18 protein-coding genes are annotated in these 22,119 nt (G+C 64.0%); 8 read left to right on the plus strand and 10 right to left on the minus strand.

What is annotated here, in order from left to right; genetic code table 11:
• Positions 1 to 72 precede the first annotated feature (72 nt).
• The gene (locus ACRWQA_RS16565) at positions 73 to 735 is read right to left on the minus strand and encodes a response regulator (RefSeq protein WP_263582835.1); all 663 of its coding nucleotides are present in this window, start codon (positions 733 to 735) and stop codon (positions 73 to 75) included.
• 312 nt (positions 736 to 1,047) lie between these two features.
• Between ACRWQA_RS16565 and ACRWQA_RS16570 the strand changes: the two genes are divergently transcribed.
• Together ACRWQA_RS16570 and ACRWQA_RS16575 are read left to right on the plus strand one after the other, a co-directional pair.
• On the plus strand, positions 1,048 to 1,269 hold the full coding sequence (locus tag ACRWQA_RS16570; RefSeq protein ID WP_434229290.1) for a con-10 family general stress protein: 222 nt from the start codon (positions 1,048 to 1,050) through the stop codon (positions 1,267 to 1,269).
• A 107-nt stretch (positions 1,270 to 1,376) separates the two neighbouring features.
• Positions 1,377 to 1,922 carry a ferritin-like domain-containing protein gene (locus ACRWQA_RS16575; RefSeq protein WP_434229291.1) on the plus strand — a complete coding sequence of 182 codons (546 nt, stop codon included), beginning with the start codon at positions 1,377 to 1,379 and terminating at the stop codon, positions 1,920 to 1,922.
• Between the two features lie 187 nt (positions 1,923 to 2,109).
• Here the strand turns inward: ACRWQA_RS16575 and ACRWQA_RS16580 are convergent, their stop codons facing one another.
• Positions 2,110 to 4,149: a CocE/NonD family hydrolase gene (locus ACRWQA_RS16580; protein ID WP_434229292.1), complete on the minus strand. Its 2,040-nt coding sequence runs from the start codon at positions 4,147 to 4,149 to the stop codon at positions 2,110 to 2,112.
• Between the two features lie 17 nt (positions 4,150 to 4,166).
• A complete protein-coding gene (locus tag ACRWQA_RS16585) occupies positions 4,167 to 5,456 on the minus strand; it encodes an ATP-grasp domain-containing protein (RefSeq protein WP_263582830.1) in 1,290 nt (429 codons plus the stop codon).
• A 295-nt stretch (positions 5,457 to 5,751) separates the two neighbouring features.
• Between ACRWQA_RS16585 and ligD the strand changes: the two genes are divergently transcribed.
• The 4 genes from ligD to ku (ACRWQA_RS16605) are packed head-to-tail and all read left to right on the plus strand — an operon-like array spanning position 5,752 to position 10,419.
• Positions 5,752 to 8,286, plus strand: coding sequence for a DNA ligase D (gene ligD, locus ACRWQA_RS16590; RefSeq protein ID WP_434229293.1), 2,535 nt, complete (start codon positions 5,752 to 5,754; stop codon positions 8,284 to 8,286).
• A 24-nt stretch (positions 8,287 to 8,310) separates the two neighbouring features.
• A complete protein-coding gene (locus tag ACRWQA_RS16595; RefSeq protein WP_263582828.1) occupies positions 8,311 to 8,514 on the plus strand; it encodes a hypothetical protein in 204 nt (67 codons plus the stop codon).
• On the plus strand, positions 8,514 to 9,290 hold the full coding sequence (gene ku / locus ACRWQA_RS16600) for a non-homologous end joining protein Ku (RefSeq protein WP_434229294.1): 777 nt from the start codon (positions 8,514 to 8,516) through the stop codon (positions 9,288 to 9,290). The genes ACRWQA_RS16595 and ku (ACRWQA_RS16600) overlap by 1 nt, the downstream gene beginning before the upstream one ends.
• Positions 9,283 to 10,419: a non-homologous end joining protein Ku gene (gene ku, locus ACRWQA_RS16605; RefSeq protein ID WP_434229295.1), complete on the plus strand. Its 1,137-nt coding sequence runs from the start codon at positions 9,283 to 9,285 to the stop codon at positions 10,417 to 10,419. The genes ku (ACRWQA_RS16600) and ku (ACRWQA_RS16605) overlap by 8 nt, the downstream gene beginning before the upstream one ends.
• A 52-nt stretch (positions 10,420 to 10,471) precedes the next feature.
• On the opposite strand, the gene acs is transcribed toward ku (ACRWQA_RS16605), so the two are convergent.
• Together acs and ACRWQA_RS16615 are read right to left on the minus strand one after the other, a co-directional pair.
• Complete coding sequence (gene acs, locus ACRWQA_RS16610) at positions 10,472 to 12,421, minus strand: acetate--CoA ligase (protein ID WP_434229296.1); 1,950 nt, start codon at positions 12,419 to 12,421, stop codon at positions 10,472 to 10,474.
• Between the two features lie 151 nt (positions 12,422 to 12,572).
• On the minus strand, positions 12,573 to 13,142 hold the full coding sequence (locus ACRWQA_RS16615; protein WP_263582824.1) for a SprT family zinc-dependent metalloprotease: 570 nt from the start codon (positions 13,140 to 13,142) through the stop codon (positions 12,573 to 12,575).
• Positions 13,143 to 13,223: 81 nt separating this feature from the next.
• Here ACRWQA_RS16615 and ACRWQA_RS16620 point away from each other — a divergent pair, with 81 nt between their 5' ends.
• Positions 13,224 to 13,874: a YecA/YgfB family protein gene (locus tag ACRWQA_RS16620; protein ID WP_434229297.1), complete on the plus strand. Its 651-nt coding sequence runs from the start codon at positions 13,224 to 13,226 to the stop codon at positions 13,872 to 13,874.
• Between the two features lie 72 nt (positions 13,875 to 13,946).
• On the opposite strand, the gene ACRWQA_RS16625 is transcribed toward ACRWQA_RS16620, so the two are convergent.
• The gene (locus ACRWQA_RS16625; protein ID WP_263582822.1) at positions 13,947 to 15,068 is read right to left on the minus strand and encodes a phospholipase D-like domain-containing protein; all 1,122 of its coding nucleotides are present in this window, start codon (positions 15,066 to 15,068) and stop codon (positions 13,947 to 13,949) included.
• Positions 15,069 to 15,171: 103 nt separating this feature from the next.
• Between ACRWQA_RS16625 and plsB the strand changes: the two genes are divergently transcribed.
• Positions 15,172 to 17,613, plus strand: coding sequence for a glycerol-3-phosphate 1-O-acyltransferase PlsB (plsB, locus tag ACRWQA_RS16630; RefSeq protein ID WP_434229298.1), 2,442 nt, complete (start codon positions 15,172 to 15,174; stop codon positions 17,611 to 17,613).
• A gap of 30 nt (positions 17,614 to 17,643) precedes the next feature.
• Here the strand turns inward: plsB and ACRWQA_RS16635 are convergent, their stop codons facing one another.
• The 4 genes from ACRWQA_RS16635 to aceF form a co-directional block, all read right to left on the minus strand.
• Positions 17,644 to 18,357 (minus strand): class I SAM-dependent methyltransferase, encoded by a 714-nt coding sequence (locus ACRWQA_RS16635; protein ID WP_434229299.1) that lies wholly within the window; start codon positions 18,355 to 18,357, stop codon positions 17,644 to 17,646.
• Positions 18,354 to 19,058: a tRNA (adenosine(37)-N6)-threonylcarbamoyltransferase complex dimerization subunit type 1 TsaB gene (gene tsaB / locus ACRWQA_RS16640; RefSeq protein ID WP_434229300.1), complete on the minus strand. Its 705-nt coding sequence runs from the start codon at positions 19,056 to 19,058 to the stop codon at positions 18,354 to 18,356. Before tsaB ends, ACRWQA_RS16635 begins: the two co-directional genes overlap by 4 nt.
• A 123-nt stretch (positions 19,059 to 19,181) precedes the next feature.
• The gene (adk, locus tag ACRWQA_RS16645; protein WP_263582818.1) at positions 19,182 to 19,838 is read right to left on the minus strand and encodes an adenylate kinase; all 657 of its coding nucleotides are present in this window, start codon (positions 19,836 to 19,838) and stop codon (positions 19,182 to 19,184) included.
• Positions 19,839 to 20,078: 240 nt separating this feature from the next.
• Complete coding sequence (gene aceF, locus ACRWQA_RS16650; RefSeq protein ID WP_434229301.1) at positions 20,079 to 22,085, minus strand: pyruvate dehydrogenase complex dihydrolipoyllysine-residue acetyltransferase; 2,007 nt, start codon at positions 22,083 to 22,085, stop codon at positions 20,079 to 20,081.
• Between the last annotated feature and the right edge of the window lie 34 nt (positions 22,086 to 22,119).

Consider the following 22,119-nt stretch of genomic DNA (forward strand, 5'->3'; position numbering starts at 1 on the left):
AACACAAGGGGCCCACGACATGGTCGTGGGCCCCTTGCTCGAAGCTCGAAGCTCGAAGCTCGAAGCTCGAAGCTAGGATTCCACCTTGGGCGGCTCCACTTCGAGCTTCTGGGCAGCGATCACCGCCTGGGTGCGGGAGTGCACGCCCAGCTTGCGCAGGATGGCGGTGACGTGAGCCTTGATGGTGGCCTCGGAGACGTTCAGTTCGTAGGCGATCTGCTTGTTGAGCAGGCCTTCAGTGAGCATGTTGAGAACCCGGAATTGCTGTGGCGTCAGCGAGGCGATGGCCTCTGCGAAACGGGTCTCCTCCTCGTTGGCATCGCCCAGGCGGTCAGCCAATTCCTGAGGCAACCACACTTCGCCATCGAGAATTTCGCCGACCGCCTCGGCAATCAGCTGCAGGGAGGAAGACTTGGGAATGAAGCCTGACGCCCCGTAGTCAATGGCGCGACGCACCACGTGGGGCTCGTCGCTGCCGGACACCACTGCCACCGGGATGTCCGGCGTCTGCCCCCGTAGCTGGATCAGACCGGAAAAGCCATGGGCGCCCGGCATGTGCAGGTCGAGCAGAATCAGGTCGGCATCGGGGTGGCGGGTAACGACCTCACAGGTCGCCTCCATGGTGTCGGCTTCGACGATCTCGGCCTGGGGCGCCAGCTGACGCAGCGCCTGCGTCAGCGCTGCACGGAACAGCGGATGGTCATCGGCAACGATGAATTTCTGGGCAAAGGCCATGGATTCTCCTCCGGTTCCTCGAGCTCGGGGCCTGGGGCCGCCACGTTAGGCTCTTCGATTGTTCACCGCATGTTACCCCATGCTTGGACGCTTCCCAAGCACGGGAAGCGAGTTGTCGACAATACTTTCCGGCCAGCTCGCTCCAAATGGAGCAACGACAACTTTCTTTTCACTTGGAAACAGCAACCCTCTTGATGATTCTGAAAAGCGGCTTCTATCTTCAAAGACGATGGCAGACGCCAGCAGTGCCGGATTCCCGGTAAATGGAAGTACATGGAATGTCCATGCGGAAAGGATTCAAGGAGTTTTATCATGGCACAGCGCAACCAGAACCCCGGAAATTTCGCCAACGACCCGAAGAAGGCCTCCCAGGCCGGTCAGAAAGGCGGTCAACGCAGCAGCGGCAACTTCGCCAATGATCCACAGAAGGCCTCTGAAGCCGGCCAGAAAGGCGGCCAGCGTAGCAGCGGCAACTTCGCCAACGACCCGAAGAAGGCCTCCGACGCCGGTCGAAAGGGAGGCAAGAACAGCTGAATGCTGCCCTCTCACTGACTTTGACTCAACAAGCTGCCGGAGAATGCTCTCCGGCAGCTTCTTTCGCTCAGGAAGAGCAGATCAGTCCGCCAAAGTGAGCGGAGACATTGATCGCAACCGTAAGGAGACAACCCATAGGCACCCAGCCGCAATCACCCAAGCATCTGGAAGATTGGCTACGCGACGCTCACGCCATGGAGAAGCAGGCGGAGAAGATGCTGGAATCCCAGGCTAGCCGCCTGGAGCACTACCCGCAGCTCAAGGCTCGCATCGAGCAGCACCTGATCGAGACCCGCGGACAGGCGGAGAAGATCGAGCAGTGTCTCTCGCTGCTCGGTACCGACCTCTCGGCGGTCAAGGACCTGGGCGGCAAGCTGGCCGCTTTCGGTCAAGGCATGGCCGGCATGATGGCAAGCGATGAGGTGGTCAAAGGTAGCCTTGCCAGCTATGCCTTCGAGCACTTCGAGATCGCCAGCTACAAGGCCCTGATCCAGGCTGCAGAAAAGGTAGGCAAACCGGAAATCGCAAGAATCTGCGAGGCTATCCTCAAGGAGGAAGAAGCCATGGCAGAGTGGCTGTCGCAGCATCTCGATGACACCACGCGCCAATTCCTGGAGCGCTCGGAGCACGACGATCTCCAGGCCAAGACCTGAGCGCTAGCCAACCCCTAAAGCCCGGCCCAGGGCAGCACCCTGCATATGCCTTCGAAGGGAAGGCCCCTCGCTTCCCCCGGTTCCCCTACCGGGGGTTTTTTGCGTCTGCTTTGCCACGCAATCTCCTCGTCAGGCAAAACGCCGTCCCTTCTCGAGGCACGGCACTCGCTGCCGCCCAAGGATTCCTCTACATATGATCGCGTGGGATCACCCTTTCCCAGTTCTTGGAAAAGACCCGGTAGTCGTCCTCGTAGGCGTCGAGCTGGGCGTGAATGAAGAAATTGCTCTCATCACAGCTCAAGATGCTGCGCGTATAGATCTCCACATTCCAGTCGTCGCGTTTGAAGGAACGTTCGGTATAGGTCTCACCGCGCGCCGAGGTGAAATCGTCATGAAGCGTGGTGTACCACTCCCGTGTGCTACGACGGATTTCGGTACCGGTATCCTCGATGCGGAAGTGGCCCTGATCATTGATCACCTCGAGTGTCGACTCCTTGGTCGCCAAGTCGCGATGCAATAGCCAGTTATGGTCACTGGCTTCGAAGGTGTGGGTCTCCAGCGGCGGAGCCTCCTCGGGCTCGTCGAACGACGGCAGGCGTGCGTCCTCCTCGCCCGGCTTTCGCTCCGGCAGCACCAGGGCACAGCTACTCGGGTAGATGTCGACCTGAGCCGGCTCCGGCGGCAACCAGGCCAGCGGCCAGTAGGAGGTCGACACAGACAGGCGTAGCTGATGACCCGTGGGGAAGCGCTGAGCGATGCCGTTCATTGGGATGCGAACACGGTAGCGCCGGTGCGGCACCAGCGGTTCGGGATTGGCGTCGCTGTCGCGATGCGACAGGTTGAGGAGGCCATAGGTGACTCGGGTCGACTTGCCATCCGGTGCCACATCGGAGAGGCGCACCGCCAGCATGGCCTGTGGCTTGTCGCTCGAGAGCTCGAGCTCCACGACGGGCATGCCGAAGATATCGAGCGGTTCCGAGAGCTGTCGGCTACTGAAGATCAACGAACCGCCATCCTCTTCGCGCTGATCCCCGGGCAGATCGGGTGTAGCAGCGTAGGAGCACCACTTGCCGGCGAACAATCCGACGCTCAGCGGCGACTGTAACGCCAGTGAGCTCTCGGGCTCGTCGCGCTGGTGCGGACCACCATGCCCTTCCATGGAGATGGTGTAAGGGCCCAGTCCATAGCGCCTCATGCTTATGTTATCGGACGGCCAGCCCGACTCCCCGATCCAGCGACCAGGGCGTTCGGAATAGGAAGTATCGGGTGGAATGCTGTCTTGCTCCCAGGCACGCAGCATGGGTTCACCCATGATGCCGTTGTCCTTGCCCTTGAGCCAGTAGTCCCACCAGCGCAGGGCTTCCTGTAGGAAACCTATGGCCGGTCCTGGTAAGCCCTGATGTGGATACTTGTGCCCCCAGGGGCCAATCAACCCCTTGCGCGGTACTTCCAGGTGCTGCATCAATCGCAACACGGTATTTGTGAAGCCGTCCGCCCAACCACCGATGGCATAGACCGGGCATCGGATGGCTGAGTAGTACTCCTTCACCGAACTGGTCGACCAGTAGTCGTTGCGTCGCTGGTTCTCGACCCACTGTTCCAGCCACAGCCCGCTGTTCTCCATGCGGTCGAACCACATGTCACGCCAACGGTTGCCGACGATTTGCGGATCCGGTGGCAGGGTATTGAAGGCGAACATCACCGTGGCTTCCGACAGGTTGTCGCCGAGCAGGCAGCCGCCCATGTAGTGCATATTGTCGGCATACAGGTCATCGCTCGAGCAGATACTGATGATCGCCTTGAGCGCCGGCGGCTGCTTGGCCGCTACCTGCAAGCTGTTGAAGCCCCCCCAAGAGATGCCCATCATGCCGACGTTACCGTCGCACCATGGCTGCTCGGCGAGCCAGGCGATGACGTCGACGCCATCTTCCTGCTCCTGCTGGGTGTACTCGTCGGTAAGAACGCCATCCGAATCGCCGCTGCCGCGCATGTCGACTCGAATGCAGACATAGCCGTGTCCGGCCAGGTAGGCATGGTTGGTGGCATCCCGTCCCCGGGTGATGTCGCGCTTGCGATAGGGGATGTACTCCATGATTGCCGGCATCGGCGTGCGCTCGGCCTCCTCGGGTAGCCATATCCGTGCGGCCAGCTGAGCCCCATCGCGCATGGGGATGAAGACGTTCTCGATCTCGCGAACCTTGTAGGGAAACGACTCTACGACACTCACGGTTCCTCCTCGCGGGTTCATTCGGTGGGTTCGATCTCGAACTGAAGCGCCTCCAGGCATGCCCTGTAGCGCTCTTCGATCTGGTCGTGGTCCTCACCCGCAACATAGAGGGTGCCCAGGCGATAGCAAAAGTTGTCCTGGTGCAGCAGCTCTCCCAGCCGCGTACCAGGCGCCACATCGATTCGCACCTTGGTGCCGGGATAACGCTCGCACAGCGCCTCGATTTCCGCTTCGCTGGGTATCCGCCTGACAATGCCGTCCTTGTGCTCGTAGGGGATATAGCACTTGGCCGCCACGGCGGCCACGCCTTGCCGATTGACCAGTGAGGGCCGTTCACCAAGGGCGATATCGACGGCAACCTCATGGTTCGACATCCCGTCGACCATGATGAAGATCTCGCTATGGGACTGTGATATCCGCGTATTGACCTCGATCAGCCACAGCTTGTCATTCTCCTCGTCCCACATGAACTCGGCGTTGAAGCAGCCGTTGTCATAGCCGATATGCTCGAGGAATCGGCGCGATACATCGATCATTTCGTGATGGATGCGCTCGGGCAGGTTGCTGGGATACTCCAGACGATCATAGGGAATGTCCTTGTTGACCGAATTGGGCTGGGCGATGATGCCATGGACGTTGAATTCGCCACGATAGACTGTGCCTTCGGGTGCACCCTGCACACCCGCAACGATTTGTTCGGCAATGCATGAATTACCATCCATCTGCTGGATTTCAGGAGGCAGCTCGGCATGGCGCAGTGCCTCGTTGAAAGGGTCGCCCAGTTGACGAATGCCCTCGCGAATTTCCTTGATCGCTTCGTGGAATTGCTCCTCGTTCTCGATCTTGAACCCGAGATGGGAGGAGAACGCCTTGACTGGCTTGATCCAGAACGGATAGCCGAGGGTGACCTGGGACAGCGGATCGTCCGCGAATGGGTCGACCCCGCAAAACTCGGGCACCACTTCGGGGATCACCTTGCGCTGTTCGAGCCGGCTCCAGTACTTGTGCTCGCACTTGAGAACGCTCTCGACCGAGGGCGAGGGTATGCCGTATTCCCGGCACAGGATCGGCACCAGGACGCTGGTGGGAAAATCCCATTGGGCCACGATCGCGTCGATGGAGCCATCGAATGCCTCCAGCTTGCGGCGCGCTTCGTTCAATAATGCATCGAAAGAGAAACGCTCCGACTCCACGGCTGCCTTGACCGACAGCAAGCTGTGCACGTTGAACTCATCCGAGTGGCGCAGGGTTTCAAGCTCTTGGCGCTGCTGATCTTCCAACGCTACGACAAAAATGTTCCGTTTCATCCGTCTATCTCCATGACAGTTCCTTTGGAAAGCCAAGTAACGGCTCTCCTCTCTTCCCTACACACATCAAGATAAGTAGGCAGGGCCCAAGGTTCCATCAGGGAGACGATTCTTTACCCTTCTGAACCCCGGGAAACAAAACGGCACGTAAAGCCTGACGTCCCGGTGTTGCCATGGGCTTGGGAAATAACAGGACCGTTGCACTGCGTTATGGGTTTGGTGACTACGCCAAGCGGGACTAGTCTGAAAGACGAGGCCTTTGTGGCCTGGGATTCAGCGGCCAAGGATGGAGCCGATGGAGAAACTCAAGGAGTACCGCCGCAAGCGCGACTTCACGCGAACACGAGAGCCCGCGGGCGAAGCGCGGGGCAAGGCCGCGTCGGGAAATCTCTACGTGATGCACAAGCACGCGGCGAGTCATGACCACTTCGACCTGCGCTTGGAGCAGGATGGCGTACTCCGCAGTTGGGCCCTGCCCAAGGGGCCGAGCCTCGAACCTGGTGAGAAGCGCCTGGCCGTAGAAGTTGAGGACCACCCGCTGGAATATGGCGAGTTTGAAGGCGTGATCCCCGAAAAGTCCTATGGCGGGGGTACCGTCATGCTGTGGGATCACGGCACCTGGCAGGTCAAGGGTCGGCCCAAGCAGGACCGTATCGATATCGAGCTCGACGGTGAGCGGCTCAAGGGCAGCTGGACCTTGACACGCATGAGCGGCAAGCGCCAGGACAAGCACGGGCGCAACTGGCTGCTGATCAAGCGCCACGACGACAAGCCTCGCATGGATGAATCGCTCACGGTCGAACTCGATGCGAGCGTCGCCAGCGGTCGCAGCATGGATGAAATCGCCGAGGACCGAGACGCCACCTGGTCCTCGAAAAGCGGTGCTCTGCCCGATCCGTCAGGCCTTGAGGGTGCCCGGCGCGCGAAGCTGCCCCGCGAGGTAAAACCGCAGCTCGCCACCCTGGCCCGCGAAGTGCCTAGCAAGGGCAACTGGATCCACGAGATCAAGCTCGATGGTTATCGCCTGCTCGCCCGCATCGAGAACGGCGAGGTTCGGCTGATTACTCGCAATGGCAAGGACTGGACCCACCGTTTTCCCGAAGTCGCCCGGGCACTGGCACCGCTGCCGGTGGCCTCGGCGCTGCTCGACGGCGAGGTGGTGGCCATGGGCAACGACGGCATCAGTCGCTTCGGCCAGCTTCAAGAGGCGCTCTCAGACGGCCGCACGTCCGCCCTGGTCTACCAGATCTTCGACTTGCCCTATTTCGAAGGCCATGACCTCGCAGGCGTGGCGCTGCTCGGGCGCAAGCGTACCCTAAAGGCGCTACTCGATGCCGCGGGAATGAAGGAAGGCACCATCCGCTACTCCGATCATCTCGAGACCCAGGGCGAAGCCTTTCATGAGCGCGCCTGTCACATGGGCCTCGAAGGCATCATCTGCAAGCGGGCCGACAGCCGCTACCAGCAGAAGCGCAGCCGCGACTGGCTCAAGGTCAAGTGCGTCAGTCACGAGGAGTTCGTAGTCGGCGGTTACACCGAGCCCAGTGGCTCGCGCAGCGGCTTCGGCTCGCTGCTGATGGGGGCCTACGGCAAGGACGGGCTGGTCTACGCCGGCCGCGTCGGCACCGGTTTCAGCAATCGTTTGCTGGAGCGATTGAGTGCCACCCTGCAGGAACTCGAAGTGAAACGTTCACCGTTCCACGACAGTGTGCCGGATAGCCGTTCGGCCCACTGGGTGCGCCCCGAGCTGGTGATCGAAGTGGAGTTCACCGAGCGCACCCGCGACGGCCGCCTGCGCCACCCGGCCTTCCGCGGCCTGCGCGAGGATCGTAATCCGGAGGAGATCCGCATGACCCCGACCAAGGAGATGGCCGCCGAAGGCACCCCGGAAAAGGAGGCCAAGCCCGGCAAGCCGACCGCGCGCAAGCGCAAGGACGAAACCTCGCTGCTAGGCGTCCGTCTCACCAGCCCAGACCGTGTACTGTTCCCCGAGCAGGGCCTGACCAAGCTCGATCTCGCGCGCTTCTACGAGCATATTCAGGAGTGGGTTCTGCCCCACTTGGCCCGGCGGCCGTTGTCGCTGGTGCGCTGCCCCCAGGGCCGCGACGACGAGTGCTTCTTCCAGAAGCACCCGCGCCGTGCCATCCCTGCCAGCGTGCCGCGCATCGACGTGCCTGAAAAGAAGGGCAGCGCCGAATACGTCTATGTCGAGTCGGCTGCCGACCTGGTGGGCCTGGTCCAGGCCGGCGCGCTGGAGATCCACCCTTGGGGCAGCCGCATCGACCATCTCGAGCAGCCCGACAGCCTGGTCTTCGATCTCGACCCTGATGAGGGCATGGCCTGGAAGGAGATACTGCGCGTTGCCGGCACCCTGCGCGAGCGCATCGAATCGCTGGGGCTCACGCCGTTCCTGCGTACCACCGGCGGTAAGGGGTTGCACTTGGTCGTACCGCTCGAACCCAGCGCCGAGTGGGACCAGGCCAAGGCCTTCGCCAAGAGCCTCGCCGAAGCACATGCCCAGGACGACCCCCAGAGGCTGACCACCAACATGTCCAAGGCCAAGCGCGAGGGGCGCATCTTCATCGATTACCTGCGCAACAGTCGCGGTGCCACGGCGGTGGCTTCCTATACCGTGCGGGCACGTCAGAACGCCCCGGTGGCGGTACCGATCCGCTGGGACGAACTCAACGCCGCGCTGCGTGCAGACCGCTACAACGTCGAGAACCTGCGCCGCCGGCTCTCGGCCCTGCGCCAGGATCCTTGGGCAGATTTCGGCGAGGCGGCACGACCGCTGGATGCCGGCCTGCTCAAGCGCGTCGGCGTGAAATAGGCAGCAAGGAGCGAGGTAGAGGACATGAGCGAAGCGCCCTGGTGGCTTGAATCCGGACCCGAGACCTGCCAGTTCTGCCTGTGCACCTTCTACTACGAAGCGGGCTACCACTGCATTTATTGCGACAGGCCGATCTGCCCGTCGTGCGTGGCGGCGCGCTTCGAGAGCCGTGATACGGTGTGCCCCGAATGCCATGAGGATGGTAACCGTCATGAGGAGGAAAACTGATGGCGGCACGAGCGATGTGGAAGGGCGTGATCCGCTTCGGCGAGGTTCAGGTTCCGGTCAAGCTCTACTCGGCGGTCCAGGACCGCAGCGTGCATTTCCGCCTGCTGCACGAGAAGGATCGCTCGCCTGTAAAACAGGCCATGGTCAACCCCGAGACCGATGAGGTCGTGCCCTACGCCGAGACCCGGCGCGCCTATCGTACCGACGAAGGCAGCCTGGTGGTGTTCGACATGGAGGAGCTCGAGGCGCTGGAGCCGGACTCGGGGCGCGACATCGAAGTGATTCGCTTCATGCCCCCGCAGATTATCGACCACCGCTGGTACGACCGCCCCTACTACCTCGGCCCCGACGGCAGCGAGTCGCTCTACTTCGCCTTGGCCGAAGCGCTGGGCAACAGCGGCAAGGAGGGACTGGCCCGCTGGGTCATGCGCAAGAAGAGCTACGTAGGCGCTCTGCGCCTGCACCGTGGCGTCCCCATGCTGATGTCGCTGCGCCACGAGGAGCAGGTGGTCCCGGTTGACGCCCTGGAGCCACCGAAGGGCAAGGCGCTCGACGCCAAGGAGCTCGACATGGCGCGCCAACTGATCGGCATGCTGGAGGCTGAGTTCGACCCCGAGGAGTACCACGACGAATACCGCGAGCGGGTGCTGGAGCTGATCGAGGCCAAGCAGCGCGGCAAGAGCGTCAAGGTCACCCCCATTCGTCGCCGCAAGGCTTCCGACGACCTGTCCAAGGCGCTCGAGGCCAGCCTGAAGAAGGAGCGCAAGCGTGCCTAGCCAGAGCAAGCGCCGGACCAAAGGCAAAGAGAAGGAGAAGCGCAAGGACCCATCGGCGAAGCGCGACGAGAAGAAGCGCTTTCACGCCAGCGGTCCGCGCCCGCTGTGGTCGGGCACCATCACCTTCGGGCTGGTCAGCCTGCCGGTCAACCTCTACCCGGCCAACCGGCCCAAGCCGGTGTCGCTGCGCATGGTAGACCGCGACGGCACGCCGCTGGCGCGGCGCTACTTCTGCGAGAAGGAGGAGCGCGTACTCGACTACGACGAGCTGATTCGCGGCTATGAAGTCGAGAAGAACGAATTCGTGGTGGTGGAGGATGGCGAACTCGAGTCGCTGGCCCCGGAGAAATCCCAGGAGATCGACCTCAAGCGCTTCGTCGGACTCGACGAGATCGACCCGATGTACTTCCAGCGTGCCTATTTCATGACCCCCGACAAGGGCGTGACCAAGGCCTATCGACTGCTGGCCGAGAGCATGGAAGCCTCCGAGCGCGCGGGTATCGCCACCTTCGTCATGCGCGGCAAGGAATACCTGGTGGCGATCATCGCGGAGAAAGGCATCCTGCGCGCCGAGACACTGCGTTTCGCCGAGGAGCTAAGGGCGCCCGAGGAGATCGACCTGCCCGAGGCCGCCAAGCCCGACAGGGAGCGGGTCAAGGCCATGCAGAAGGCCATCGAGGCGTTGGTAGAGGACGACTTGGAGCGCGAGGCGCTTCAGGACCTGCAGAGCCAGCGCATCATGGCGCGCGCCGAGGAAAAACGCTCCCGTGGCGAGGACGTGATCACGCTAGGGAAGGAGGACGAGCCCGACGTCGAGCCGGAACAGGGCGGCGAGGTGATCGACCTGATGCAGGTACTCAAGCAGAGCCTGGCCGAGGGCCGCCCGCCCGGTCAGGAAGCGCATGACGATGGCAACTCCAGCGCAAGGAAAGGCAAGCCAGACAAGAACGGCAAGACATCAACCAAACGCAACCCGAGGAAGAAGCGCCCTTCGGGCAAGCCCCGCCCTGCCGAACTGGACAGCCTCTCTCGCGATGAGCTCTACGAACGCGCCCAGAAGCTCGACGTTCCCGGCCGCAGCCGCATGAGCAAGGCCGAGCTGGTCGAGGCAATCGCCAGCGCCGGCTGAGACGAAAACGCCGGCCACAAGGGCCGGCGAAGAGAGCCATGAACCGGGATGGTTAGCGAACGGCGCGGTTCTCGATCAGGTCATCCACCACGCTCGGATCGGCCAGGGTGCTGGTATCGCCAAGGCCATCGGTTTCGTTGGCGGCGATCTTGCGCAGGATGCGGCGCATGATCTTGCCCGAGCGGGTCTTGGGCAGGCCCGGCGCCCATTGGATGACGTCCGGCGAGGCGATCGGACCGATGTCCTTGCGCACCCACTGGGTCAGCTCCTTCTTTAGCTCGTCACTCGGCTCGACGCCGTCGGTCAGGGTTACGTAGATGTAGATGCCCTGGCCCTTGATGTCGTGGGGGAAGCCGACCACGGCTGCCTCGGCCACGGCCTCGTGGGCCACCAGCGAGGATTCGATCTCGGCGGTACCCATGCGGTGGCCGGAGACGTTGAGCACGTCGTCGACGCGACCGGTGATCCAGTAGTAGCCGTCCTCGTCGCGACGGCAGCCATCGCCGGTGAAGTACACGCCCTTGTAGGTGGAGAAGTAGGTCTGTACGAAGCGCTCGTGATCGCCCCAGATGGAGCGCGCCTGGCCGGGCCAGGAGTCGAGGATCACCAGGTTGCCGTCGACGGCACCCTTCAGCTCGTTGCCTTCGCTGTCGAGCAATGCCGGCTGTACGCCGAAGAACGGCAGCGTGGCCGAGCCCGGCTTGAGGTCCACAGCGCCGGGCAGCGGCGAGATCATGATGCCGCCGGTTTCGGTCTGCCACCAGGTATCGACGATGGGACACTTCGAATTACCGATCACGCGGTGGTACCACTCCCACGCCTCGGGGTTGATCGGCTCGCCCACCGAGCCGAGCAGGCGCAGGCTGTCGCGCTTGCTGGAGTCCATCACACCGTCGCCATGGGCCATCAGGGCGCGGATCGCGGTCGGCGCTGTGTAGAGGATGCTGACGTTGTGCTTGTCGACGATCTCGCCCATGCGGCCATGGCTGGGGTAGCTCGGCACGCCCTCGAACATCAGCGTGGTGGCACCGTTGGCCAGCGGGCCGTAGACGATGTAGCTGTGGCCAGTGACCCAGCCCACGTCGGCGGTGCACCAGTACACTTCACCATCCTGGTAGTCGAAGATGTACTGATGGGTCATGCTGGCGTAGACCAGGTAGCCGCCGGTGGTGTGCTTGAGCCCCTTGGGCGCGCCGGTGGAGCCTGAGGTGTAGAGGATGAACAGCGGATCCTCGGCGTTCATCTCCGCGGCCGGGCAATCGGTCGCCTGCTTATCGACCAGGTCGTGATACCAGACGTCGCGGCCATCCTTCCACTCGATCTCGCCGCCGGTGCGCTTGACCACCAGCACCGTCTCGCACACCTCGGTGCCCTTGCGGGTCAGGGCGGCGTCGACGTTGTCCTTGAGCGGCACTTGCTTGCCACCGCGCACCGACTCGTCGGCGGTGATGACGAGCTTGGAGTCGGCGCCGATGATGCGCTGGGCCAGGGCATCGGGGGAGAAGCCGCCGAACACCACCGAGTGCACCGCGCCGATGCGGGCACAGGCCAGCATGGCCACGGCCGCCTCGGGAATCATCGGCATGTAGAGAGTGACGACATCGCCCTTGCCGATGCCGAGCTCCTTGAGCGCGTTGGCCAGTTGGCAGGTCTTGGCGTGCAGGTCACGGTAAGTGACGTGCTTGGAATCCTTGGGATCGTCGCCCTCCCAGATGATGGCAGTCTGATCGCCACGCTTTTCCAGATGCCGGTCGAGGCAGCTGACGCTGGCATTGAGGGTGCCGTCCTCGAACCAGCGAATGTCGACGTTATGCGGGTCAAAGGAAGTACTCTTGATCTTCGTCGGCGCCTTGAACCAGTCGATACGCTTGGCCTGCTCCGCCCAGAATCCCTCGGGGTCGTCGACGGACTGCTGGTACATGGCCTGATATTTCTCGCGATCGATCCAGGCGTTGGCGGCAAAGTCGTCGCGTACCGGATGGATTTTGTGCTGTTCGGTCATTGGCTAGCCTCTTCCAGGAGATGCACCCTCACGGTGGATGTTACCGGCAGCCTTGTTGTGAGTCGCGCCGGCTTCAGATTCGCCCATCAGCATATACTCTCGGCGCAGGCCTTCCTCTTAGACATTGGTATCAGGATTTTCTCTTTAGTAATCAGTCATTTGTAGCATATTTTTCATGCTCTACAAACGACTGATAGACCAAGGTCTCAGCGCAGGAGAGGCAACGGTAGCGACGCCCCTTGCGAGCCAGCGAGTGGCGCCGCGCGGTGAAGAAGTGTGCCTGACAACCACAATGGTAGCGGTAAGGCGTTGGGCTCGCTCGGCAGGTGTCGAAACTGTGCGTCACCCTCGCCTCGAGGCCGAACAAGCGCTCCATCACGGTGCGCCACTCGCGCCCGTGAGGCCTCGCTTGACGCCCATCACTCAGGTGACGCACCAGCCAGTGGGCCATTTCGTGCGGCACCACCTCGGCCAGGAAGGCGTGACGATTCTCGCGAAACAACACCGGGTTGAAGCGCAGCCCGCCACGGCCGTAGTGGGCCTGGCCGGCACACTTGCCGCGCAGGTCGCACCAGACCTTGGGCCGCGGCAACTCGGGGTGGTAGTGGCGGCACAGCTGCCAGGCGGCCTCCACCCGTTCCAGCAGAACGCGGTGAAGGGCCGTATCGTCGAGGCTTGCCAGCCACTCGGGGCAAGGTTCGGGAAGCGCGGGTTCTCTCATGGGATGCTAGAATGACCGCCCGCCAAGGCGGCGTCCAGCCCTGCCGACGCCATCCGTTCACCATGCCAAGCGAGAGGCCCGATGTCCGACACGCCCCTGCCCTACCCCCTGCTCGAGGACGAGGAACTCGAGCGCCTCGACGAATTCCTCGACTCCGAAAGCGTCGACCCCGACGCCCTGGACCTGATCTCGGCCCACGGCTTCCTCGTCGCCTTGGCCGTGGCACCGCGTGAGGTCGAAGCCGCAACCTGGGTCGCAGAACTGTTCCACGGCGAGCCGGCGTTCGCCGACGCCGCCGAGCGCGGCGAAATCCTGGGGTTGTTGGAGAAGCTGCGCGACAATGCCATCCAGACCCTGGAGCAGGGTGGCCTGCCGGAATTGCCCTTCGAGCTGACGCTCGACGGCCTGCCAGCCGAGGAGACGCCCATCGGCGACTGGTGCGCCGGTTTCATGGAGGGTGTGTTCCTCGACGAGGCGGCCTGGTTCGAGCAGGATGAGGAAACCGTCGCCACCCTGCTGCTGCCGTTCATGGCGCTTTCGGGGCTGTTCGAGGACGAGCCGGACATGGCCGAGATGGTGGCGGATACTACACGCCTGGAGTCGCTGGCCGCTCAACTGCCTGACCTGGTACTGGACCTCTACCTGCACTACCGCGTACCGCCAGAGACACCCAAGCCCATGCCGCGCAAGAAGAAGCCCGCGGGACGTGGCCCCGGCAAGGGCAAGCGGTAGTATCACCTGTCTTCCCCAATTCGCACGGTAGCGCTACAAAGCGATATTGATATTTACCCGGAAGCGCTGGCGCTAACGCAGCCGCGTCAGCCAGGCATCGAAGCTGCCGAAGATCCACTCCTTGAAGCGCTGCCAGCGCGGGCGCTGCACCCACTCCCGGTAGGTGATCTCGCGGCTGGCGGCGAAGTTGCGCTCGAATAGCATAGCCACTTCGCCGGCGAAGCGGGCGTCGTCCACTTCCTGGTTGGCCTCGAGGTTCCATTGCAGGCTCCAGTGATCGAAATTGCATGAGCCCAGACTCGACCACTGGTCGACCAGCGAGAACTTGGCGTGGATGAAGGTGGGCTGGAACTCGAAGATGCGCACCCCGGCGCGCAGCAGCCGCCGATAGAAACGCTGGCCGGCATAACGCACCCAAGGGTGGTCGTGATCACGGCCTGGCAGCAGCAGGCGCACGTCGACGCCGCGGCGGGAGGCACGTGCCAGCCGCCTGCGCAGGCTGCGGGTGGGCACGAAGTAGGGCGTGCACAGCCAGATGCGGTGCTGCGCCGATGACACGCGGTCGTACAGCGAATGGCGAATGGCCTGGTAGCGATAGCCCTGACCCCACACCACCCGGCCACGCATGCCGTGATAGTCATCGTGCGGGCTGAGATCCAGCTCCAGTTGCCGCACCAGGGCCGCTTCGCCCGCCCCGCGTGTCATCGGCGAATCCCACAGCCGCGAGAACAGCCGCACCCAATCGGCGATGACCGGACCCTCGATACGCACCGCAACCTCGTACCAGGCTTCGAGGAACTCATCGACCGCGCCGAAGCCGCCGGTGAAGGCGACTCGCCCGTCGATCACCACCAGCTTGCGGTGATCCCGGGTCAGGTTGCGCGCCAGCGAACTCAGCCCCAGCGGGTTGAACAGCCGCAGCGCCACGCCAGCCTGAATCAGGCGTCGCCGGTCCTCGCCGGCGAGCCCCATGGCGCCATAGGCATCGAGCAACAGGGCGACCGTCACGCCGCGCTCCGCTGCCCGGCACAGGGCATCGATCAGCGCCGTGGCCAGGCGCCCCGACTCCATCAGGTAGAGCTCGATGAGTACCGAGCGGCGTGCCTCTTCGATGGCCGAGAACATTACCGGCAGGAAGCACGACGACTCCGCCAACAGCTCGAACCGATTGCCATCCCGCCACACGCCATGCATGGCATGCCTCCCGTCTCCTTGTCTGCGGTGATTGACGCACGTTTGCACGCCAAGGGAAAGCCATGGCTATACTGGCCCCTCGGTTCGACGTCGAGGCAATCGGATGGCCCTAGCCCACACTCTGCTCGCTGCACTTCGCGCCCCACTCAAGGGCTTGATCAAGATCTGGGTCGAGACCCGGCTCATCGAGCCCGACCCCGGCGACCTCGCCATCGATCCTGCACGGCCAACGCTCTACGTTCTGCCCCATCCGGCGCTTTCCGACGCTCTGCTGCTCGAGGTGCTGTGCCAACGCCATGGGCTGCCGCCGGCCCGCGGCCGAATTCGCCTGGATGGCCTCGAGCTGCCGGCCAGTGTCGCGCTGCCCACCCGCCAGCGTCGCCTGTGGCGACGCAGCCGCGCACTCGAGGCTCCCTTTCACCAGGCTTTCGAACACCTCGATGTCCACTCCGAGGTCGATATCCAACTGATCCCGGTGAGCGTGTTCTGGGGGCGCGCGCCGGGCAAGCGCTTCGGCTTCTGGCGCCTGCTGGCGGCCGATAGCTGGCAATTGGCCGGCCGGCTGCGTCGGGTGCTGTCGGTGCTGATCAATGGCAAGAGCGTCGAGGTGCACTTCGGGGCACCGCTACTGCTGCGCGATTTGCTGGACGATCGCGGGCCCGCCATGGCCAATCGCAAGAGCGCACGGCTACTGCGTGTCCACTTCCGGCGCATGCGCACGCGCGTACTCGGCCCCGATCTCTCCCACCGCCGCACCCTGATCGAGGGCGTGGCAGCCAGCCCTGAAGTGCGTCGCGTCATCGGCGAGCTGGCGCCAGCCGAGAGACGTTCCCCCGAACGCCTCCAGCGGCGCGCCCTGCGCTACGGTCGTGAAATCGCCTCGAACATGACCTACCCGGTACTGCGTTTCATGGATGGCCTGCTGCGGCGGCTTTGGAATCGGTTGTACGATGGCGTCGATGTCCTTGGTCTGGATCGGGTCAAGGCGCTGGCCGGCGATCATACGCTGGTCTATGTTCCCTGCCACCGCAGCCATATCGACTACCTGCTGCTCTCCTACGTACTTTATCGAGACGGCCTGATGCCTCCGCACATCGCCGCCGGTCGCAACCTGAACATGCCGCTGATCGGTCCCTTGTTGCGCCGCGGCGGCGCCTTCTTCATGCGTCGCAGCTTCCGCGACAAGCCGCTTTATGCCGCCGTGTTCAACGAGTACCTGCATCGCCTGCTGGCGCGCGGCCATCCCCTGGAATACTTCATCGAGGGCGGCCGCTCGCGCAGCGGGCGCATGCTCACCCCACGCCCCGGCATGCTGTCGATGACGCTGCGCTCGTTCCGACGCAGCGCGGCAGGCTCCAGCCCGCCCCGACTCGTGTTCATTCCGGTCTACATCGGCTACGAACGCATCATCGAGAATGCCAGCTATCAGCGCGAGCTGCGCGGCGGCAAGAAGCGCAAGGAGTCGCCGCTGGCGCTACTCCGCGTTCTCGGCCAACTGCGTCAGCCCTTCGGCAAGGTGACGGTCAATGTCGGCGAGCCGCTGCTGCTTGGCGCCTGGCTAAACGACACCGCACCGGGCTGGCGAGACGATCTCACCCAGGCCAAACCGGCCTGGCTCAGCCATGCCGTGCCGAGACTCGGCGATGAGCTGGCCCGGCGCATCAACGCCGCGGCGGCACTCAATCCGGTCAACCTGGTGGCACTGGTGCTCCTGGCCACGCCCCACCACGCCATCGAAGCCAGCCTGATGTCGCGCCAGCTCGCCCTGCTGGCCGCCTTGCAGCGTCACTGCCCCGGTGGGCAGCACGTCAATCTACCGCAGGGCACTCCAGAGGAGTGGATCGCCGAGGTCGTCGCCCTGGGGATGATCGAACGCCGCCCGCATGCACTGGGCGATATCCTCATGGCAACGGCGGAGCAGGCCAGCCTGCTGGTGTGGTACCGCAACAACGTGCTGCACCTGTTCGCCCTGGCCGGGCTGACTGCCTTCGCCTTTCGCCATGCTCCGCGCCACGACCTGGAGGGCCTGCTCGCTCAGCTCGGCCCGCCCTGGCCAATACTGACTCGAGAATTGTTTCTCGAGCCCGCGGACTTGCCCGAAGTTCTACCCGCGATGCTGGAGGCGCTGTTCCAGGAAGGCCTGCTGCAACGCCATGGCGACGGCTGGCAGCGCCCCAGGAGCCTGGAAGCCGGCGAGCAGCTACGCCTGCTGGCGAGGCTGATGCAGCCCTCGCTGGAGCGCGGCTACCTGCTATTGGCGATCCTGCTCGACCAACCCCCGGGGAACCTCAGCCGTGACGCTCTGGCCGAACGCAGCCAGCAGTTGACCGAGCGCCTGGCCCTGCTCACCGGACGCGATGCGCCGGAGTTCTTCGACCGCAAGCTGTTCGCCAGCCTGATCGAAAGTCTGGAAGCCGAAGGCTGGGTCTGGGAGCAGGATGAACGACTGTGGTTCGACGAACGGCTACGCAGCGCCGCGCAGCGAACCGGCGAGCTGTACGATCCGGCGCTGCGGCATAGGCTACAGCTCATCAGCCATGGGTAGGGGAAGCGCTGGACTGGCTTGGATTAGTTTTCAGGCCTTCAGGGAACGGTGAACGTAGAGGTCGTAACGACTGGTCTTGCCTTCGATAACGTGCTGTGGCGCCGGGCCCTCGATGGGCGGGGCCTTGCGCGGACGCTTGACCACCACGCGGTGGCTGGCCACATCCAGCGCCGCTTCCAGCAGCAACGGGGCATCGTCGTCGTCTCCGGCGAGCTCACGGAACAGGCGCATCTCCTTCTTCACCAGCGCCGACTTCTCGCGGCGGGGAAACATGGGATCGAGATGGATCACTTGGGGCGCCACCGTGCTGGCGGCAACCAGCGCAGCGAGATCGCAAGCGGCGTCGCCATGGGCCAGATGCATGCGGGCGACGATTTCCGCCGACTCGGGGTCCTGGGCGGCACGCGCCAGGCCGTCTTCCAGCAAGGCATGAATCTGAGCCACGCGCTCGATCAGCAGTACCTCGGCACCCAGGCTGGCCAGCACGAAGGCATCTCGCCCCAGGCCGGCGGTGGCATCGATCACGCTGGGGGTTACGCCGGCCGCCAGACCGCAGGCCCGAGCGATGAGCTGGCCTCTCCCACCACCGAAGCGGCGCCGATGCGCCACCCGGCCTTCTGTGAAGTCGACCCTGAGCGGCTTGCCGTAGCACGCCGGGTCGCCGGCCAGCACCAGGGCATCCCCCTCGCGCCGAAGCGTGAGCCCGTCGCTCACCTGAACCGACGGTGCATCGACGAGGCTCATTTGCCCTTCTGCCACGCTACCTGATCGCGCAGGTAGATCGGCTGGCTCTCGTGTGCGGCGGGGCGAAGACCCTGTGCATAGTCTCTGGCGGCCAGCAATACCATCTCCTCGGCGGCAGGCTCGGATTCGGCATCGCGCTGCGCAATGGCCGCCTGTACCTCAGTTGGCATCGCCTCCCACAGCGCCCAGCCGGAGCCAATGCCATGCCATCCGCCTTCGCTTGAAACCTCGGGCAGTTGCAGGCGCTGCGGCGGCATTACGGCCTCATCGAGCAGGGCTTCGGTCGCGCCATCGCGACAGCGCCAGGCGGCGACGTAGATCTCACCCATGCGTGCATCCATGGCCGTGACGATATGCTCGACGCCGTGGCGTCGATGCGCGGCCAGGGCCAGCGCCTCGAGGGTCGAGACGCCCAGCAAGGGGCGGTCCAGACCATAGGCCAGCCCTTGGGCCGTGCCGGCGGCGATACGCAGGCCGGTGAAAGAGCCTGGGCCGCGGCCGTAGGCCACGGCATCAAGTTCGGAAGGCGACACGCCCGCCTCGGCCAGCACCTCGTCGACCATCGGCAACAGGCGGCGGGTATGCTCTCGGGGTGTCAGGGCGCAGCGAGTCACGAGCCGCTCCTCGGCGCCGTCGCGCCGTATCAGCAGAGCGGTGGAACAGGCACTGGAAGAAGCATCGAGAGCCAGCAGGATCGGCATAGGAAATATCGTGTCATGGCATGGGCGGACCATTATACGCCGCTGCGGCGCGTGGGACGATGATCCACAATGCGAATGGCCCGCCGAGGCGGGCCATTCCAGAAGGTACGTGCTCGAAGGGAGTTAACCGTCCAATGCCTCGGTCACCTTGCGTGTGATCTCGTCGACGCTGCCCACGCCTTCCACGCGGTGGTAGGCCGGTGCCGCTTGCGGCTCCTTCTCGGCCCACTCCTGATAGTAGTCGACCAGGGGTGCGGTCTGCTCGTGGTACACCGCCAGGCGGTTGCGCACGGTGGATTCGCGGTCGTCGTCGCGCTGGATCAGCGGCTCGCCGGTAACATCGTCCTTGCCTTCCTGCTTGGGCGGATTGTACTCGACGTGATAGACCCGACCGGAGCCGGGGTGCACGCGCCGCCCCGCCAAACGCTTGACGATCTCCTCGTCCGCCACGGCGATCTCGAGGACGTGATCGATCTTGACCCCGGCCTCCTTCATGGCATCGGCCTGGGGGATGGTGCGCGGGAAGCCGTCGAACAGGAAGCCGTTCTCACAGTCGGGCTGCGCGATGCGCTCCTTGACCAGCGAAATGATCAGATCGTCGGACACCAGGCCTCCGCTGGTCATGATCTCCTTGACCTTGAGCCCCAGCTCGCTGCCTTCCTTGACCGCCGCGCGCAGCATGTCGCCAGTGGAAATCTGCGGAATCTTGTAGCGTTCGCAGATGAACTGGGCCTGGGTACCTTTGCCGGCACCCGGCGCGCCCAACAGGATCAAACGCATCTAGCTGCTCCTTGAGAGAGTGGAAATTCTTGTGAGTAAAGGGAATGTCATGAACGATAACCGCGGCGGCGACGCCAGACAACCGCAGGCTGCCGAAAAGCCTCGCCTACCTGCCCAAAGCTACTGCTTTTTCAGACAATTAAGGCCGGCTTGCACTTTGGTCTTCCCTGCCTAAAGTGGGGTGCACAAAAAAACCGACGGCGCCCCGGAGGACGCCGTCGGTGCTGCTTCGGGCCTCGCTTACATCAGCAGGCGGCGGATGTCGCTCAGCGCTGCCGCCAGGAAGGCGGTGAAGCGTGCGGCATCGGCACCGTTGACGGCCCGGTGGTCGTATGAGAGGGACAGCGGCATCATCAGCCGCGGTTCGAAGTCGGAGCCGTTCCACACCGGCTTCATCTGGGCCTTGGAGACGCCGAGGATGGCGACCTCCGGGGCGTTGACGATCGGCGTGAAGGCGGTGCCGCCGATGGAGCCCAGGCTGGAGATGGTGAAGCAGCCGCCGGTCATCTCCTCGCGCTTGAGCTTCTTCGACTGCGCCTTGCCGGCCAGCTCCACGCTCTCCTTGGCCAGCTCGATCAGCGACTTTTTGTCGGCATCGCGGATCACCGGCACCATCAGCCCGTCAGGCGTATCGACCGCGACACCGATGTGGACGTACTTCTTCCACACCAGGGTCTCGCCGTCGCTCTTCAAGCTGACGTTGAACTGCGGGAACTTGCGCAGGGCGAAGGCGCACGCCTTGATCATGAACGGCAGCGGCGTGAGCTTGGCCCCCTGGGCCTCGGCCTCGGCCTTCATCGACTTGCGGAAGGCCTCCAGCTCGGTGATGTCCGCCTCGTCGAACTGAGTGACGTGGGGCACGTTGAGCCAGCTGCGATGCAGGTTGGTCGCGCCCATCTTGAGCAGGCGGCCCATCGGCTTCTCTTCGATCTCGCCGAACTGGCTGAAGTCCTGGTCCGGTACCGGCGGGATGCCCGCGCCGCCGGTCGCCGCCGGCGCGGCAGCAGGCGCCTTGGCCTGGCCGGCCATCACCTGCTTGACGTAGGCGTGGACGTCCTCCTTGAGCACCCGCTCCTTGGGCCCGCTCGGCTTGACCAGCCCCAGGTCGACGCCCAGCTCGCGTGCCAGCATGCGCACCGCGGGGCCGGCGTGCACCAGCTTGCCGTCGCGCGGCTTGTGGGCCGCCATCTGCGCCTCGGGGCTCGGCGTACCGGCCGGGGTCGGCTTGGCCTGGGTGGGCGAGGCCGGCTTTTCGCTCGGCTCGCTAGGCGCCTTGCTGGACTTGGGCGTGGCCGCCCGCGGCTTGGCTCCGGCAACCTCGATATAGCCGATCAGGTCACCCTCGGAGACGGTGTCGCCCTCCTTGACGGTGAGTTCGATCAGCTTGCCCTTGTAGGGGCTCGGCACGTCCATGGAGGCCTTGTCGGACTCCAGGGTGATCAGCGGATCCTCTTCGTCGACTTCGTCGCCGGCGCTGACGGCGATCTCGATGATCGGCACGTCGCTCGAGCCGGAAAGATCCGGTACGCGGATCTCCTTGCGCTCGGGCTCACCGCTGGTGGCCTCTTCCTCGGCCGGGGCCTCTGCCTGTTCGGCGGGTTCCGCGGTGGTTTCCACCGCCTCGGGCTCGGCCTCGTCGGCCTCGCCGTCGCCAGCGATCTCCATGGTGCCGATCACGTCACCCTCGGAGACGGTATCGCCCTCCTTGACGGTGAACGTGACCAATTTCCCGGTGTGGGGGCTCGGTACGTCCATGGAGGCCTTGTCGGACTCCAGGGTGATCAAGGGGTCCTCTTCGTTGACCTCATCTCCCTCGGAGACGGCCACCTCGATCACCTCGACGTTCTCCGAACCGCCCAGGTCGGGCACCTTGATCTCGACGGTGCGCTTGCCGCCGCCGGAGGATTTCTTCGCTGCCGGCTTCTCTTCGGCGGCCTGGGGCTCCTTGGGCGCCTCTTCCCGCTTGGCCTCGGCCTTCTCGCCGCTGCCGGCATCATCGCTGCCGCCACCCTCCACCTCGAGCTCGACGATGTCGTCGCCCTCGGAGACGGTATCGCCCTCCTTCACCAGCACGCGAACGACCTTGCCGCCCTTGGGCGAGGGTACGTCCATGCTGGCCTTGTCGGACTCCAGCGTGATCAGGGTGTCCTCGGGCTGGATGACGTCCCCTTCGGATACGGCGATTTCGATGATCTCGACGTCTTCGCTGCCGCCGATGTCTGGAACTTTTATGATTTCGCTACTCAAGGTCGCGCTCCTTCCAAATCGTGCCTGGAACAGG

The sequence above is a fragment of the Billgrantia sp. C5P2 genome (assembly GCF_051062895.2).